This window comes from Winogradskyella pacifica, from assembly GCF_003386275.1.
Lineage (GTDB): Bacteria > Bacteroidota > Bacteroidia > Flavobacteriales > Flavobacteriaceae > Winogradskyella > Winogradskyella pacifica.
In genome coordinates this window covers 476,769-492,535 of the sequence record NZ_QREI01000002.1, presented here as the reverse complement: position 1 = coordinate 492,535, position 15,767 = coordinate 476,769, and the positions used below count along the sequence as shown (strand labels likewise).

18 protein-coding genes are annotated in these 15,767 nt (G+C 32.3%); 7 read left to right on the top strand and 11 right to left on the bottom strand.

The window, feature by feature from the left end; translation table 11 throughout:
- Positions 1-194 precede the first annotated feature (194 nt).
- The gene (locus tag DFQ09_RS06385) at positions 195-2,435 is read left to right on the top strand and encodes a type IA DNA topoisomerase (protein WP_115808814.1); all 2,241 of its coding nucleotides are present in this window, start codon (positions 195-197) and stop codon (positions 2,433-2,435) included.
- Here DFQ09_RS06385 and DFQ09_RS06380 read toward each other — a convergent pair.
- The 5 genes from DFQ09_RS06380 to DFQ09_RS06360 form a co-directional block, all read right to left on the bottom strand.
- On the bottom strand, positions 2,425-2,901 hold the full coding sequence (locus DFQ09_RS06380) for a GyrI-like domain-containing protein (RefSeq protein WP_115808813.1): 477 nt from the start codon (positions 2,899-2,901) through the stop codon (positions 2,425-2,427). The genes DFQ09_RS06385 and DFQ09_RS06380 overlap by 11 nt on opposite strands.
- Positions 2,902-3,029: 128 nt before the next feature.
- On the bottom strand, positions 3,030-3,605 hold the full coding sequence (locus DFQ09_RS06375) for a fasciclin domain-containing protein (RefSeq protein ID WP_115808812.1): 576 nt from the start codon (positions 3,603-3,605) through the stop codon (positions 3,030-3,032).
- A 154-nt stretch (positions 3,606-3,759) separates the two neighbouring features.
- The gene (locus DFQ09_RS19080; RefSeq protein ID WP_115808811.1) at positions 3,760-4,221 is read right to left on the bottom strand and encodes a cold-shock protein; all 462 of its coding nucleotides are present in this window, start codon (positions 4,219-4,221) and stop codon (positions 3,760-3,762) included.
- Positions 4,222-4,475: 254 nt separating this feature from the next.
- Entirely contained in the window at positions 4,476-4,937 is a 462-nt protein-coding gene (locus DFQ09_RS06365) for a DUF4251 domain-containing protein (RefSeq protein WP_115808810.1), read from the bottom strand.
- Between the two features lie 12 nt (positions 4,938-4,949).
- Positions 4,950-7,418 (bottom strand): zinc-dependent metalloprotease, encoded by a 2,469-nt coding sequence (locus DFQ09_RS06360; protein WP_115808809.1) that lies wholly within the window; start codon positions 7,416-7,418, stop codon positions 4,950-4,952.
- 136 nt (positions 7,419-7,554) lie between these two features.
- Between DFQ09_RS06360 and DFQ09_RS06355 the strand changes: the two genes are divergently transcribed.
- Both DFQ09_RS06355 and DFQ09_RS06350 read left to right on the top strand, forming a co-directional pair.
- Entirely contained in the window at positions 7,555-7,848 is a 294-nt protein-coding gene (locus tag DFQ09_RS06355; protein ID WP_115808808.1) for a DUF3817 domain-containing protein, read from the top strand.
- Positions 7,841-9,085 carry a mechanosensitive ion channel family protein gene (locus tag DFQ09_RS06350; protein WP_115808807.1) on the top strand — a complete coding sequence of 415 codons (1,245 nt, stop codon included), beginning with the start codon at positions 7,841-7,843 and terminating at the stop codon, positions 9,083-9,085. Before DFQ09_RS06355 ends, DFQ09_RS06350 begins: the two co-directional genes overlap by 8 nt.
- On the opposite strand, the gene DFQ09_RS06345 is transcribed toward DFQ09_RS06350, so the two are convergent.
- A complete protein-coding gene (locus DFQ09_RS06345; protein ID WP_115808985.1) occupies positions 9,082-9,471 on the bottom strand; it encodes an acyl-CoA thioesterase in 390 nt (129 codons plus the stop codon). The genes DFQ09_RS06350 and DFQ09_RS06345 overlap by 4 nt on opposite strands.
- 36 nt (positions 9,472-9,507) lie before the next feature.
- Positions 9,508-10,401: a DUF72 domain-containing protein gene (locus tag DFQ09_RS06340; protein ID WP_115808806.1), complete on the bottom strand. Its 894-nt coding sequence runs from the start codon at positions 10,399-10,401 to the stop codon at positions 9,508-9,510.
- Between the two features lie 182 nt (positions 10,402-10,583).
- Between DFQ09_RS06340 and DFQ09_RS06335 the strand changes: the two genes are divergently transcribed.
- Both DFQ09_RS06335 and DFQ09_RS06330 read left to right on the top strand, forming a co-directional pair.
- Positions 10,584-11,000 (top strand): glyoxalase, encoded by a 417-nt coding sequence (locus tag DFQ09_RS06335; protein ID WP_115808805.1) that lies wholly within the window; start codon positions 10,584-10,586, stop codon positions 10,998-11,000.
- An 11-nt stretch (positions 11,001-11,011) separates the two neighbouring features.
- Positions 11,012-11,458 carry a hypothetical protein gene (locus DFQ09_RS06330; RefSeq protein WP_115808804.1) on the top strand — a complete coding sequence of 149 codons (447 nt, stop codon included), beginning with the start codon at positions 11,012-11,014 and terminating at the stop codon, positions 11,456-11,458.
- Here DFQ09_RS06330 and DFQ09_RS06325 read toward each other — a convergent pair.
- The 3 genes from DFQ09_RS06325 to DFQ09_RS06320 form a co-directional block, all read right to left on the bottom strand.
- Positions 11,453-12,130, bottom strand: coding sequence for a DUF2461 domain-containing protein (locus DFQ09_RS06325; RefSeq protein ID WP_115808803.1), 678 nt, complete (start codon positions 12,128-12,130; stop codon positions 11,453-11,455). The two genes, DFQ09_RS06330 and DFQ09_RS06325, sit on opposite strands and share 6 nt — an antisense overlap.
- 78 nt (positions 12,131-12,208) lie before the next feature.
- Positions 12,209-12,379, bottom strand: coding sequence for a hypothetical protein (locus tag DFQ09_RS18870; RefSeq protein ID WP_020897124.1), 171 nt, complete (start codon positions 12,377-12,379; stop codon positions 12,209-12,211).
- A gap of 120 nt (positions 12,380-12,499) precedes the next feature.
- Positions 12,500-13,402, bottom strand: coding sequence for a mechanosensitive ion channel family protein (locus DFQ09_RS06320; RefSeq protein WP_115808802.1), 903 nt, complete (start codon positions 13,400-13,402; stop codon positions 12,500-12,502).
- Positions 13,403-13,745: 343 nt separating this feature from the next.
- Here DFQ09_RS06320 and DFQ09_RS06315 point away from each other — a divergent pair, with 343 nt between their 5' ends.
- The gene (locus DFQ09_RS06315) at positions 13,746-13,967 is read left to right on the top strand and encodes a hypothetical protein (protein WP_115808801.1); all 222 of its coding nucleotides are present in this window, start codon (positions 13,746-13,748) and stop codon (positions 13,965-13,967) included.
- Positions 13,968-14,210: 243 nt separating this feature from the next.
- Here DFQ09_RS06315 and truA read toward each other — a convergent pair whose 3' ends face one another.
- The gene (gene truA / locus DFQ09_RS06310) at positions 14,211-14,996 is read right to left on the bottom strand and encodes a tRNA pseudouridine(38-40) synthase TruA (RefSeq protein WP_115808800.1); all 786 of its coding nucleotides are present in this window, start codon (positions 14,994-14,996) and stop codon (positions 14,211-14,213) included.
- A 110-nt stretch (positions 14,997-15,106) separates the two neighbouring features.
- Between truA and DFQ09_RS06305 the strand changes: the two genes are divergently transcribed.
- Positions 15,107-15,766, top strand: a complete 660-nt coding sequence (locus DFQ09_RS06305) for a hypothetical protein (RefSeq protein WP_115808799.1) — start codon at positions 15,107-15,109, stop codon at positions 15,764-15,766.
- The last annotated feature ends 1 nt before the right edge of the window (position 15,767 follow it).

The following is a 15,767-nucleotide window of genomic DNA, read 5'->3' as shown; positions in this document are numbered from 1 at the left end:
ACACCTAGAATCAAGACCAAAGACTTGATTCTGACTAGCTGAAAAAAGAATTTATTTTTATCTTGAACGTGACTCGCTCTTTTTCGTCATATTTATTCATAATATAAACGAAATTGCGATAATCAATTCCTTTATTTCTGGTTTAGTATTTTGAAAATTCAGTACTTTGCACCATCAACAATAATCAAGCCAATTTGAAAGTCTGTATTGCCGAAAAACCAAGTGTTGCTAGAGAAATCGCCTCTGTTTTAGGGGCTACCACCAAGCGTGATGGCTACTATGAAGGCAATGGCTATGCTGTAACTTACACGTTTGGACATCTCTGTACACTATTCGAACCCGTTGATTATAAACCCTATTGGAAAAGTTGGGATTTAAACAACTTACCTATGCTTCCTGAAAAATTTGAAGTTAAGGTGGCTAATAACGATGGGATTAAAAAGCAGTTTCGGATTGTAAAGAGTTTATTTGATAAAGCAGATGTTGTCATTAATTGTGGTGATGCTGGCCAAGAAGGAGAATTGATTCAGCGTTGGGTGATTAACAAAGCCAATTATAAAGGAAAAGTACAACGTTTATGGATTTCGTCATTAACAACAGAAGCCATAAAAGAAGGCTTTAATAATCTAAAACCTTCTGAAAATTACGACAACCTTTATTATGCTGGTTTTTCGCGCTCCATTGGTGATTGGCTTTTAGGGATTAATGCCACACGATTATATACGGTTAAACATGGTGGTTATAAACAAGTTTTATCTGTAGGACGTGTTCAGACTCCTACCCTTGCGATGCTTGTAAATCGTTTTAAAGAAATTGAAAACTTTGTACCACAGCCATATTGGGAATTACAAACATTATACAGAGATACACTTTTTAGTTATGAAGAAGGGCGTTTCTTAAAAATGGAAGATGGCGAAATTTTAGCCACCAAAGTCAAGGAACACGAATTTGAAATCGTATCGATCACCAAAAAGAAAGGAACTGAATACGCACCAAAGTTATTCGACTTAACAGGTCTACAAGTTTATTGTAATACGAAGTTTGGATTTTCAGCAGATGATACGCTTAAAATTGCTCAAAAATTATATGAGAAAAAAGCGGTAACATACCCAAGAGTTGATACTACATTTTTACCAAATGATGTGTATCCTAAAGTTAATGGTATTTTATCTAAATTAACTGATTATGCAACGCTTACCGCTCCCATTCTAAATAAAAAGATTAAGAAGTCATCACGCGTCTTTAATGATAAGAAAGTAACCGATCACCATGCCATCATTCCAACCGGAATGCAAACACATCTGCAATATAATGAGCAGCAAGTTTATGATATTATCGTAAAACGTTTTATTGCTGTTTTTTATGATGATTGTAAAGTATCGAATACGACCGTTATAGGAAAAGCGGCAGATGTTAACTTTAAAACTACAGGAAAAGAAATTTTATCTAAAGGTTGGCGGGTTGTTTTTGAGAAGAAAGACACTTCCACTGCGCCCAATGTAACAAAAGACAACCTATTGCCATCTTTTGTCAAGGGTGAAAAAGGTCCACACGAACCATCGTTTTTAGAGAAACAGACCAAAGCTCCAAATTATTATACGGAAGCGACATTATTACGTGCTATGGAAACAGCAGGTAAGCAAGTTGAAGATGAAGAACTAAGGGATTTAATGAAAGAGAATGGTATTGGTCGTCCATCTACACGTGCCAATATTATTGAAACGTTGTTTAGACGTAAATACATTAAACGAAATAAGAAACAAATCTTACCTACTATTACAGGTATTCAATTGATTGATACGATTCAAAATGAACTTTTAAAATCTGCTGAACTCACAGGAACTTGGGAAAAGCAATTAAAGGATATTGAAAAAGGGGAATATACTGCAAGTGCATTTATAAAAGGCATGAAGCGTATGGTAGATGCTTTAGTTTATGAGGTACGAAGTGAAAAGGTACAAACCCGAATTTCAGCAGTAAACAACAAACCTGCTGGAAAACCAAAAGCGAAAGCAAAACCGAAATCCAAGACTCAATCTTTAGTGGGTAGTTCTTGTCCAAAATGTAAGGCTGGTTCACTTTTAAAAGGAAAAACGGCTTATGGTTGTAGTTTTTATGGTAAATCTTGTGATTTTACCCTGCCGTTTAGTTTAGGGGAAAAGAAAATATCTGAAAAACAATATATTCGCTTAATAACAAAAGGCTCTACAGTAAACTTAAAAGGCTTTAAAGTTAAAGGGAATTCACAAGAAGGTTTACTGCGTTTTAATGACAACTTTAAACTAAAATTTGAACCTAAACAAACCATTAAAAAGCCAATTATGAAAGCTGGAGACGTTTGTCCTAAGTGCAAAACAGGCAAAGTATTACAAGGCAAAACTGCTTTTGGCTGTAGTAACTACAAGAGTGGTTGTGATTTTAGGGTTAATTTTTAATTAATCTTATAGGTACATAAAAATCTTCCTCAGAATCTGGACTTCCATTTTTATAGGTTTGTCCCATCACTTGAAAATGCGGTCTATCATCTATTACGTACCCAGAATTTGGTAACCATTCCGTCATAATGTTTTGATAAGTTAGACTTGCATTCATTCCCCTATGCAGAAACACAGCATATTTGCCACTAGGTATTATAAAGCTTTTCAGGTTTTGTGGCATTGTATTAAAATCTTCGACTTCAGCACATGCCCAAATGTCAAAATCTTCATCTGGTTCACCGTTTTTCTGCAAGTTAAAAATTTGCATTGCTATTAATTCTTCAGAAACCAATGTTTTTAATTCATGCTTTCTTGGCATAAACTGTTTCCATAGCGCAACGATTTTATGGTGTTCATGCATTTTAATTGTTGTGGATAATCCTATTACTTTTATTTCAGAAACTTCTAATATTTTTGGATTCATACAATGTCTATAACGTGCGACTTAAATATATAAAAAAAGCACAAGTGTTTAAACTTGTGCTTCAAAGAATTAGTATTAACACCAACCAATCATTCTAAACTAATTCTTTATCCAACCAAAACTATTTTTTACATACCTGGCAATACTACGGTATCAATAACATGGATAACACCATTAGATTGGTTAACATCTGCGATTGTAACCATTGTTGTATTTCCTGCGGTATCTTTTAACACTAAGGCTTTACCATCCATCATAGCAGTTATCATAGCTCCATTTACCGTTTTAAATGTTGCTTTTCCACCTCCTTTTTTAATGGCTTTCATTATATCTTTCCCACTAAAATTACCGGCAAGTACATGATAGGTTAATATCGATTGAAGTTTTCCTTTATTCTCAGGCTTTAGTAATGTTGCAACTGTGCCTTCTGGCAACTTATCAAATGCGGCGTTGGTTGGGGCAAACACTGTAAAAGGACCATCGCCTTGTAAGGTCTCTACTAAGTCTGCGGCTTTTACAGCAGCGACTAATGTTGTATGATCTTTAGAATTTACAGCATTACTAATGATGTCTTTAGAAGGATACATCTCGGCACCTCCAACCATCTTTGTGTCTTTTTTCATTTTGGCCTGAGCCATTGCTGTAGTTCCAAATAATAATGCGACAGCTAATGATACTGTTGAAATAATTGTTTTCGTTTTCATAGTTTAAGTTTTAAATGAATTGTTTCTCTACCTACGAAGTTTTCAGTAGGTCGGTTTTTAAAACTTAAATGTTAGTATAGAAAGAAGAGATTTTTCAAACAAAAAAAAGCCACTATAGTAAACTATAATGGCTTTTTATATTTTTAATTAAAAATTATTCTGCTTGCTTTACTCTAACAGCATTCATTCCACGTTGTCCTTTCTCTAATTCGAAAGTAACCTTGTCGTTTTCTGCTATTTCGTCAATAATACCACTGACGTGTGTAAAATGCTTCTCGTTAGTTTCTGTATCGATAATAAAACCAAAACCTTTGGAGTTATCATAAAAAGAAACTTTTCCGTTTCTAATTGGATCAAACGGTTCTTCGTCTGATTCTTCTTTTGTAGGAATACCAAGAACTATATTCTCAGCTTTTACCTTCACCTTCATCGTTGGATCTGGAGGAGTATCCGTAAGATTACCATTATGATCTACATAAGCAATCGGGATTCCTTCTGAACCATTCTCATCTCTGTTGAGTTTACGCGCTTCCATTTTCTTGCGCTTGTCTTCTCGTTTTTTTAATCGTTTTTTTTCTTTTTCACTTTTACTAAAAGTCTGTTGTGATTTAGCCATTCGTAGTTTTAAAAATTAATATAGGTGTGTGCTTTTGAAAATATTTATAATGCAAACAAGTTAATCAACTTAACAATGAATAGTATTAAAATCTAGTAAAATAACTTAAAGAATAATGTTATTTGTGTAGTATATCTCCAATGAACCGATGACAAAGATACAATATCTATACCAAATATTTAAATTGTTATTCATTATTCTATTCTAGAACACACAATTTACTTGCTAAATAAGCATATAAAAGCCAACTAATTTTAAATTTCAAGCAATTTGCCAACGTATTTTACGTTGGTAATATCGTTTCCTGTTAATGTTAAAAAAGCTTTTCCATTTGGTTTTACTTCAATACTTATAGTATAAGCCTGCATTTTTACAGTAATTGAAATTTGTTGCTTTTCATCATGGAACACTGTACTGATGTCACTACTGTTATCTTTTAAAGTATAAATTGCTTTATTCTTTGAAAAACCATGTAACTGACCAGTCACCTCTAATTTGTTAATACGTATTTGATTGGTATCACCATCGAGCATTTCCCTTTGTTCACTATCATGGATAGCATTTGCTACAAATTGATAGTGCTGAGATTTAACGACACTTTTTGAATTATGATATGTTGTTGCAAACATTTCTTTTTGACTTTTTTTAGCTTGCGCTGTCACAAAAGTTGAAGCGGAAAGACTAAAAAGCAGGACTAATAAAACTAATTTTTTCATGTGTATAAATTCTTATTTTGGGTCTAATATGTTATTAATGCGTTCAATACCATCTTGATAATGATATTTAGTTTCTGTATTTATATTGGTTTTAGATGCTGAAGTAAGCATACGCTTTAGCATATTTAACTCTCCTCTAACCAAAGCTCTAACATCAGATTGATTAACGTTAAAATACTGTCGGCTACGATTTGGATCTAAATCTTCTGTCATCAACTCAAACATAGCATCTAAATAAACACGTTGCAAATTACGTCTAAAAACTGAAACATTCGCTCCTGAATTTGCTTCAGACCAAATTCCGGTTCTTAAATCGCCTAATAATTCTAATGCTGAATAATTTTTAGCATCTAATGCGTTATGATCTATCAATCGACCTAAACGCTCAAAATCTAATATATTATTTAAGTGTCTCGCTTGTAAACTTCGAATACGATCTGTATAACCAGCGTAATTTATATTCTGAAGAATAGATGTATCTATTAACCAATTTGGTGTTTCAAAAGCATTCTCTTGCAACCAGCTCAACGCTGCTTTCTGATCTGATTTAGAAACCGGATTGAAAACATCTCCTTCTTGAGAAGGATTTTTAGTCTCTTCCACTACTCCACCAATATGAGTCACAACGTGACCGACATAACGACTCCAAACACTTAGCAATTCACCATAAAGCTCTTCTAAATCTTCGTAGTTATCTGTTTGGTCACTCGTCCAGCTTGGTAAATTCTTAGCGACAATTTTTAAATTCTTAAGTCCGTATGTGCTCGCTTTAATACTATTATTCCCAATGTCTTCAGTTTGTGCTGTAGGATCGTAACTACCACGACCTCCAAATTTATAAATAGGATTACCAGCCTTTTCTAAAACCCAACTATTCAAAGTCGATTTTTCATCATCCGCAGATTTGGCGTCGTCAATATATCTGTAACCATAATTAATAGCATAGTCATCGTAAGGTCCTAATTGTCTTACAAATCGAATATTTTCATCACCAGGTTGTGCAATATAATTGTAACGCGCATAATCCATAATGGTTGCTGCAATACCATTTTTTTGTGTAAAGTCGCCATCTCTGTAACTTTCAACATCATAGGCATAACTTGCACTCATATTATGCGGTAAACCAAGTGTATGACCAACTTCGTGTGCAATGACCATTTTCATCATTTCCCCTATTTCGGCATCCGGAGTATTTAAAGTTCTCGCTAACGGATTTGCAGCACCAGTTTCTAATAAGTAACGATTACGGTACGAACGTAAATGGTTATGGTACCAAATAATATCACTTTCAATAATTTCACCACTTCTAGGGTCAGAAACACTTGGCCCTGTTGCATTTCTTGTGGTACTTGCTACATATCTTACTACTGAATATCTTATATCTTCAGGACTAAAATCTGGATCTTCTTCTTTCGTCGGTGGATCTTTTGCGATGATGGCATTTTTAAATCCGGCTGCTTCGAAAGCCTTTTGCCATAGCTCTATACCTTCTTTCATGTACGATCGAAACTTCATTGGTGTCGCAGGGTCCAAATAATAAACGATTGGCTTAATCGGTTCTACCAACTCTCCTCTATTATAAGCTTCAATATCTTTTGGAATTAATTTCCAACGTCTTAAATAGGTTTTTCTATCTGACTTTAATTCTTCACTACTATAATCATACTTGCTCAAAGTAAACCAGCCTACACGCTCGTCAAAAAGACGCGGTTGCATTAGTGTTTTTGGTAACAGAATCATCGATTGATTCATCTGTATACTAATAGTTTCATCTCCTGTATTTACTGGAGGGTTAGATGCATTATAGGTAAAATCTTGAATCACTTCAATATTCTCAGGGAAACTTTTTACCGAATTGATAAAACTTCTAGATTTGTCTAAATTTTTCACTTTATAAGTAGACCGCAATCGCGATCCTAATCCGCTTATAGCTTTGACATCCGTATTATAAAAACTGGTTACATCAATCACAACTGAAGAAGAATCTTTAGAAAATGCTGCGATATCAAAAGCGTATAAAGTAGGTTCGTAATTATTAGATTTTACAGAGACATTAATCGGTAAACTATCGGATGCTACCGCACTTGACGATTTTTCCTTTATGAGAATTTTGTTTTTAAAGCGTTCCCAATTAATCATTCTTGTATTGGTTTTTGTACCTGCATTGACATAACCTCCACCTAAATTTGAAGGGAGTTTTGCAAAACGACTTACCAATAACATATCTGTGTTTAGATGCTCCATTGGAATTTCAAAATAATACTTCTCATCTACGAAGTGCACATCGAACAATCCCTTATCTGAAATAGCATCTTTTGTAATGACTTTATCATAATCCTTAATTTTACTGCTATTCTTTTTAGGAGCTTGCGTTTTTGATTGTACTGTTTGATTATTTGATTTTTTATTACCTGCGGATTGCGCTGTAGCACAAGACAGTAGAACACAGGAACAAAGTGTAAGTGTTAGAATTTTTCTCATAAATTGAAAGCTAATAGATTAAAAATACCGCTAAATATAATTAATAGAAATTTAGTTTTTCAGAAATCTCTTAAAAGCTGTTAAAATCTGCTCTTATTACTTAATTCTAAAGTATTTTTGCACAAAATTTAATGTTATGCCAAAATTATTACCTGTTTTTAGGATTATAGCTTTGTTAGAAGGTGTTTCATATATCCTATTGTTATTTATAGCTACGCCTATAAAATATTTATATGAAGATCCTCAGTATGTCAAATTATTAGGAATGCCGCATGGTATATTATTTATGGCCTATGTTGTTATTGCTGTCCTAATTAGCTCTGACATGAAATGGCCAACACGAACCCTTTGGATTGTCTTATTCGCTTCTGTTATTCCTTTTGGAACCTTTTATATTGACAAAAAATACTTAAATAAAAAACGTGCTTAACATAAGACATACTTTATACGATTTTTTAATAGAAAAGGGCTTATCTGAAGATGCAGCTATGTATCTTAATATGCTTGGACTACTTTTAGCCTTAATACTGATTGCGTTTGTAGTTGACTATATTACGAAACGAGCCCTGTGGAGATTTTCTTCAAGCGTAGCCAAACGGACTAAAACGGATTTCGACAACATCCTTATTACCAACAAATTACCAAGAAATATAGCTCATATTATTCCGTTGCTAATTCTAATAGAGTTTGTACCTCAGGTCTTTACTGATTTTGAAGTTGCACAGAATATTATTGAAAAAACGCTTAAGGTCATCACGATTGTTTTGACGCTACAAATTATTAGAAGTTTCCTAAGCTCTATAAAAGATTACCTAAAAACTTTAGATGCCTACAAAGACAAACCAATTGACAGTTACGTGCAGGTCTTTATGATCTTTGCTTGGCTTCTCGGTTTCTTTTCAATTTTAGCTATTATAACTGGTGTTTCATTTATAAAATTTGCAACAACACTAGGTGCTGCTTCTGCGGTAATAATCTTGATTTTTAAAGATACCATCCTAGGTTTTGTTGCCAGTATCCAAGTCTCCATAAACGATATGGTTAGAATTGGAGATTGGATTACCTTTGAAAAATACGGTGCAGATGGTGATGTTATTGAAATTAACTTAGCGACGGTGAAAGTCCAGAATTGGGATAAAACGATAACTACAATTCCTACTTATGCTTTAATTTCAGATTCATTTAAGAACTGGAGAGGCATGATGGATTCTGGCGGACGACGTATAAAACGTTCCGTTATTATTAAGACATCTACTATTAATTTCCTTAGTGATGACGATATTCTACGTTTTGGGAAAATTCAATTAATTTCTGAATACTTAAAAACACGTGCTACCGAAATTGAAACATTTAATGCACAGCACAATATAGATAAGTCTGTTTTAATCAACGGTAGAAACCTTACCAATTTTGGTGTGTTTAGAAAATACCTTCAAACGTATATTGAAAACCATTCTGCCATCAATAAGGACATGACCTTAATGGTGCGTCAGCTAGAGCCTACCTCGCAAGGAATTCCTATGGAGATTTATGCATTTAGCAGTGATCAACGTTGGAAAAATTACGAATATATATTAGGTGATATTTTTGACCACGTGCTAGCTTCTGTAAAATATTTTGATTTAGAAGTTTACGAGCTATCTTTAGGTAACAAGATTAACGATTAAACTATTAATCTGTCTTTAACAAACTCTATTTTAGTTTTTCCGTGTGGTGCAGGTTTACCGTCCGCCCCTAAATTAACCATAACGATATTATCTACAGTTAATATGGTTTCTCTGGTCATTTTATTTCTGGCTTCACATTTTAAGGTTAGTGATGATTTACCAAACTTAATAACCTCTATTCCTAATTCAACAATATCTCCTTGTACAGCAGAGCTCATAAAGTTGATTTCGGATATAAACTTGGTTACAATTTTAGAATTTTCGAACTGAATTATGGTATATAATGCAGCTTCTTCATCTATCCAAGCCAAAAGCTGACCTCCAAATAAAGAACCGTTAGGATTTAAATCTTCGGGTTTCACCCATTTTCTTGTGTGAAATCTCATATTTTTATTGTTGTTATTAACCATATTGATATGTTTTTATAAAAGTTTTTGTTGTATATCTGAATCGTCGTTTGGGATTTTTAAATTCGTACCCAATTCGGCATTTAATTGTTTTATAAAATAAGCAGACAGTAAAGGTGATTCTTTTTCAATATTCTGATGCACAAAAAAGTCTATTTCTTCAATACCGTTAGCTTTCCACAATTTTAAGCGTTCTACCCAATCATCTAATCTTGCGTAGTCACTTTGATGATTAGCACCTACATAACGCACAAAAGCTCTAGAATTAGTTAAGCGCATATGCATAACATCGCGTCTACCAGCGCTATCTACTATAATATTAGAAATATTATTTTCTTCTAAAAGCTGATACAAATCTTCGGCTACAGCTTTATCGTTATACCAACTTGTGTGTCTAAACTCAATAGCCAAAGGTATTTCTTTTGGCCAACTTTCTGCAAAATTCACAACACGATCAAAGTCTTTTGGCGCAAAATTATTGTGCATTTGAAGAAATACACAGCCTAATTTTTCTTTTAAGTTTACAGCGCTGTACAGATAATTATCAACGATAGGTGTAATGTCTTCATTTAAACGCTTCCAATGACTTATCTCTTGATTAAGTTTTGGAAAGAATTTAAAATCTGGAGGTGTTTTATCGTACCATTTTGAAAATTGTTCTGGTGGAAATATTCTATAAAACGTGGCGTTTAACTCAATTGAATTAAACTGACGTGAGTAATATTCTAATTCGTCTTTAGTGCCCCTAGGATAAAAACCTTTTAAATCTGCTCTATTCCATTTAGCACAACCTACAAAAACATTGAAACGTTCTGGTGGTTTTTTCTGCAACACTTTTAAAGTCTCTGAATGGTCTGCTGGTAAAGTAAAATCAATATCGCCTGGGTTATCTACACTCCCGAATTTCATAACTCAATATTTTACTCAAAGATAAAGTTTAGAACGCAGTATTCGATTGTAGATCCATTAGATTTAGCAATATTAGAATACGAAATGTTAATAAGAACGTTAACAAGATAATATCCATACAAAACGACATGCGCGCTATTTGATTAATTTTAATTCAGAATTAATCCTTAAATCATTTAATCATGACGACACGTTTTAATAGCCTACTATCCATTAGACCCGAAATTTCATCTGCTAAAATACATGATGAAACAAGTGCGGAAGAAGCATTTCAGAATAAAACCTTACGACCTATAATTAAGTTACAACACAATTTATTAATTGCAGTTTTTAAAAATTATATCGTCAAACATAAAAATGTTTTCTCTAATTTATCGTTGGAAAAACAAATCAACTACATTTCAAATGCAATACAGAAAGACATTAAATTTCGAAACGCTTTAAAGGGAATGATCATTGGCCAATTTACAGTTGAAGAATATGAACTTTATATTCAAAATTCATCAGCTTTAAATAAACGTATGATGACTATTGTAAAAGAGCGTTTGATTCAAAGTATTCAATTATTTACACCAACTGAAATTCTTCAGAAAGTTTAGCCACAGTCTTAATGAACATAAAATCGCAATTATTAGAGCTTTGTACAAAATATGCAGACAAACGCGTGTTAGGTTACAAAAATGAGATAGAATTAATTAAGGAATCTATTGAAAACAATGATAAAGTAAGCAATGAAGAAGATGATTCAGGAAATTCTAAATTATTAGATGATTTAGAGAAAAACATGAATTATCTTAATGACGCCAACAAAATGCGTGAGCAATTAAAACTGGTTCGTCCTAATTTGGTTTCCGACAACGTTGTTTTAGGCAGCTTGGTAAAAACGGATAGCATCACTTTTTATATTGCTTTAAGTTTAGGTAAAGTTGAAGTAGAAGGTTCTGAATATTACATTATTTCTTTAGCATCACCATTGGGTCAACTCCTTAAAAATCGTAAGAAAGAAGACCAGTTTAACTTTAACGACAAAAGCTACGTTATAAAAGACGTACTATAATATAGACTCACCGTTTAAATTTGTGGTGAGCACATCACTCATATAATTAAAAAAGGGTCTTACATTTTTAAAAGCATGATTGACTTCAACAAGAAAATCATCAGCTAAGACTTCTTTATCTGTATATTTTTTAACGAAGATAAATTGCTTTCTTCTAATTAAATCTATGGCAGCATGTTCTTTATCAAAACCTTTGGGTGCGGTTTTTAACTCATCACCTGTAAAATCGCCCCAAATATTTTTAAATGTTTTATCTTTTAAAATGGCACGCATTTCACTGTCGTCCATTTCGAATTCTTTTCTAATTCGCAATAAATCTTCTTTGCTTGGATCCCAAAAACCTGTGGCTATAAAAGATTCATTGTTTGGTTGAATATGTACGTAATACCCTCCTCTTAACTCAGGTTTCTTTCTAGCAAACGAGCCACCAAAGTGTGTTTTGTACGGCAGTTTGTTTTTAGAAAACCGTACATCTCTATAAATTCTGAAAATTTTTAACTTTTCAATTTGGTCGTGAACATTCATTAATTCTCCCAAATAGTTAAATGCGGCTTTTACCTCCGTTTCTATAGCTTTAAATTCTGGTTTATGTTCATTAAACCAATCACGATCGTTATTCTTTTCGAGTTTATTAAAAAAGGTAAAGGTTTCTTTAGGGATAGAATGGCTCATGGTAATTTAAATTTTTATAAAAATATAAAAAGCCATCTAAACGATGGCTTTTTACTTTAATATTTAGAATGCTAATTATTAATTATCATCTACTGCATCTTCAACATCATCTGCAGCATCCTCAATTGCATCTCCTGTATCATCAATTGCATCTTCTATTTTGTCTCCTGTATCTTTTTGTTCTCTACAGCTCGTTGTCATTAAACTTAAGCTAAATAGGGCTATAAATAAATAACTGAATTTTTTCATTGTTTTTGGTTTTAATGGTTAAAAGTATACTACAAATATCTACAATCAAATACGATGTGATTGGCTCTTATCCTAAGAGTTTTGACTCAATTGAAAAGGGCGATTAGCTTGAAATACTAATTAGTTATTAGGCTCTGAAGGGTTTTGTCTTTCAGATGTAACATCTAATTTATTACCAAATTGCAACGTTCTAATTGGAAAAGGAATATTAATACCTTCTGCATCATAGGCTTTTTTAACTTCTATGATGGCTTTTGTTTTTGCTCTTAATTTTTCGAGCATACTATCGGCATCAATCCAAAATCGGCATAAGTAATTAATGGAACTATCCCCAAATTCTGTATAATAAAACTCAACTTCATCAGGTGATTTTACGTGATCAAACGAATTTGCAATAACTTCTTTAGTGAGTTGTTGTACTTTTTCTAAATCAGATTCATAACCCACACCACACTCTAGAAAAATTCTCATTTTAGTAGTAAGCGAATAATTTTTCATAGGATTCTCTAAAATTGTTTTATTAGGAATAATGACAATATTATTATCCGCCTCTTTTAATGTAAAATCTTTAAGGTTAATATCAATAACTTCTCCTGAAAACCCTGTAGTCTCAACCCAATTACCAATTTGGATTTTCTTTCTAAATGACAAAACAAGTCCAGCAAAGGTATTAGCAATAGTGCCTTGTAATGCTAAACCGATGGCCAAACCTACGACACCTGCACCTGCTAGTAACGATGTAAGAGCTTTTCCTAAATTTAAAACTCCTAAAGCTATAAATAGACCTAGCATAACAACTAATACAGCTACTACTCTAGCCAAAGCATTTTTTATAGAATCTTGTTCAATACGATTAGAAACGACCTTTTTAACGAGTCGACTTACATATTTGGCTGCAAAATAGGAAGCGACCATTACTAAAATTGCTAAAATAAAATTTGGAATATTCTCTATTATGGCATTAAACCAACCAATTAATTTATCTATTAAATTCCCTAGTGCTGTATTGAATTGTTCTCTCATAATATGAATTAGACTTTTAGATTTTCTAACTTGTATGCAAATATCTACATGATTACAGGATAAAACTTGCTCTTACCCTATGAGTTTTAACGCTAATCAGTATGAATAAACTTAATAATACAGTCTTTGGGTTAATGAAAATGGACTATTTACGTTACCATACGAACCCCATAATTATATTAATTAAAATTGTGGGGATATTGGATTTTAAAGTCATTCGGACCGCAAGTATAGATGCCATAAATTATAAAACTTAGCGTGGTTGATAATTGTTTGCGAATAAACTTGCGAGTTATTATAATATTTACTATTATGCACAACTTTTAAAACAGACAATATATTTATGGGTAGACCAGCAACAAGACCAACAGCACTAAAGGACGGTTTCTATATTGAGATTAGAAACAAAGGCTCAAAATCAGGTGTAAAACTTTATAGTGGTACTAAATTACAGATGCATCGTGCTATAAAAATGTACGAACGCTCTAAAGAAGTTATCATTTTAGGTGAATCTGTCAATGGAAAATTTGTAGACAAAGAACCTAAAGTGCACGTAGCAGATTAAATATTAGAGTTTGTTTTTCGTTGATTTTTTATACAAATTAACACTCTTCGTTATTAATTATTATATTGAACAGTAGTAAATCATTATTGTGCTTTATTCTATGTAATAAAATAGAAGGTAAAACTCTTTATTTAAAAATGCTTAGACTTTTGAATTTAAATAACATTGTGTTATTTATTCATCATAAGAAAGTATAACCAACCAATTATAAAAAGGTATTAGTTCTTTGAATTAATACCTTTTTTATTCAAAATTTACAGAATGTAAAATTAAACCTGAAGCTGGTGCAATATAATCCATCACTTCTGTGCTTTCTAGCCTCAAAGTATCTTCGATATAATCTAAAGTGACATCTCCCCTACCTAATTTTATTAAGCAGCCCATCATTAATCGAATTTGGTTTCGCATAAAGCCTTTGCCTACAACTTTAAACACATAAGACTTCTCAGGAAAAAAATTGGCTGTATAAATAGCGTTGTCCAAAATTTCTGATGATTCAATGGTCCTTATATATTGTCCTTTATCGGTAGCACGATAGCAATAGGTTTTAAAATTATGATGCCCTTCAAATAACTTAGCTCCTTGCTTCATTAAATCAACATTAAGCGGCTCAAGAATTGTAGTTAGAATCGGCGCGCAAAACGGATGATTTTTTTGACCTTCAGAAAACACATAATGATATTCTTTTAATTTAGAATCTTGAATAATATTAAATTCCTTATCCACTTCCTCAATAGATAAAGCCCTAATATCTTGAGGTAAATTAAGGTTGAATACATCTAAAAACGCATCAAAATCTTGAAGCGGTTCATTATATATAAATAATTCTAGAGCGGCTTCATTAGCAGACACCATGGCATCTGTTCTCCCAGCGCCTAAAGTTTTAAATCGCGTATCTTGAAAAATAAATTTTAATGTACGATCTATCATTAGGTGTACCGTTTTAACATCGGGTTGTTTTTGCCAACCATGAAAACGATAGCCTAAATATTGAATTTTTATAAGATAATAGTAGCGTTTATCAAACATAATGGCAAGAACGTAATTTTATTGACGATTCCAAAAGCAATGCTTATATTTATGAATATTATAATCATATGAGGTGTAATTTAATCGTATTATTCATTTTCTTTAGCCTAGTGAATTGCGAAAAGGAAAAGGTTAAAATTAAAAAAGGTCAAATTGAAATTGAAGAGTTGTATATTAAATATAAACCTGAAGAGTTCAACTTTAATCGAAGTTATATCATAGAATCCATTGACGACTCCGAAATTTATAATTATAAACGACTGTTAGATTCTAATTTTAAACTTCCTTTTGGACCATACAAATTGGTTTATTCTACCTTCTATAAGCAAGAAAACAAAGTTGACTTTACAGTAGACAGTAAAAATAATAAAGTTGTTTTTTATTCTGATTCATTAGATTATTCTCAAATAAAAGACACCAAATGCTGTTTGCTTGTAGATGCATTAAAAGAAAATGAAATACTTAATCTTTATCTCAATAATTCAGGTTGCTACCTTTCTTTCAATACAAAACTTGAATTATATAAAAAAGATTCCGCTTATTACATCAATACAAATTTTTACCAAAATAAAAAACTGAATACTAATCAAGTCAGGAGCTTACGCGAGTTTGAATTTGAAGTTGACAACCTAGATTTAAGCGACTATTATTGTACTACTACTGAAAATTATTTATTTTTAAATTCAACTAATAATGAGTTTGTAAGTGCCACAAATAGTTCTTGTTGGTATTATGGCTATAGTTATTTTATAAAAAGTTTAGAAGAATAAA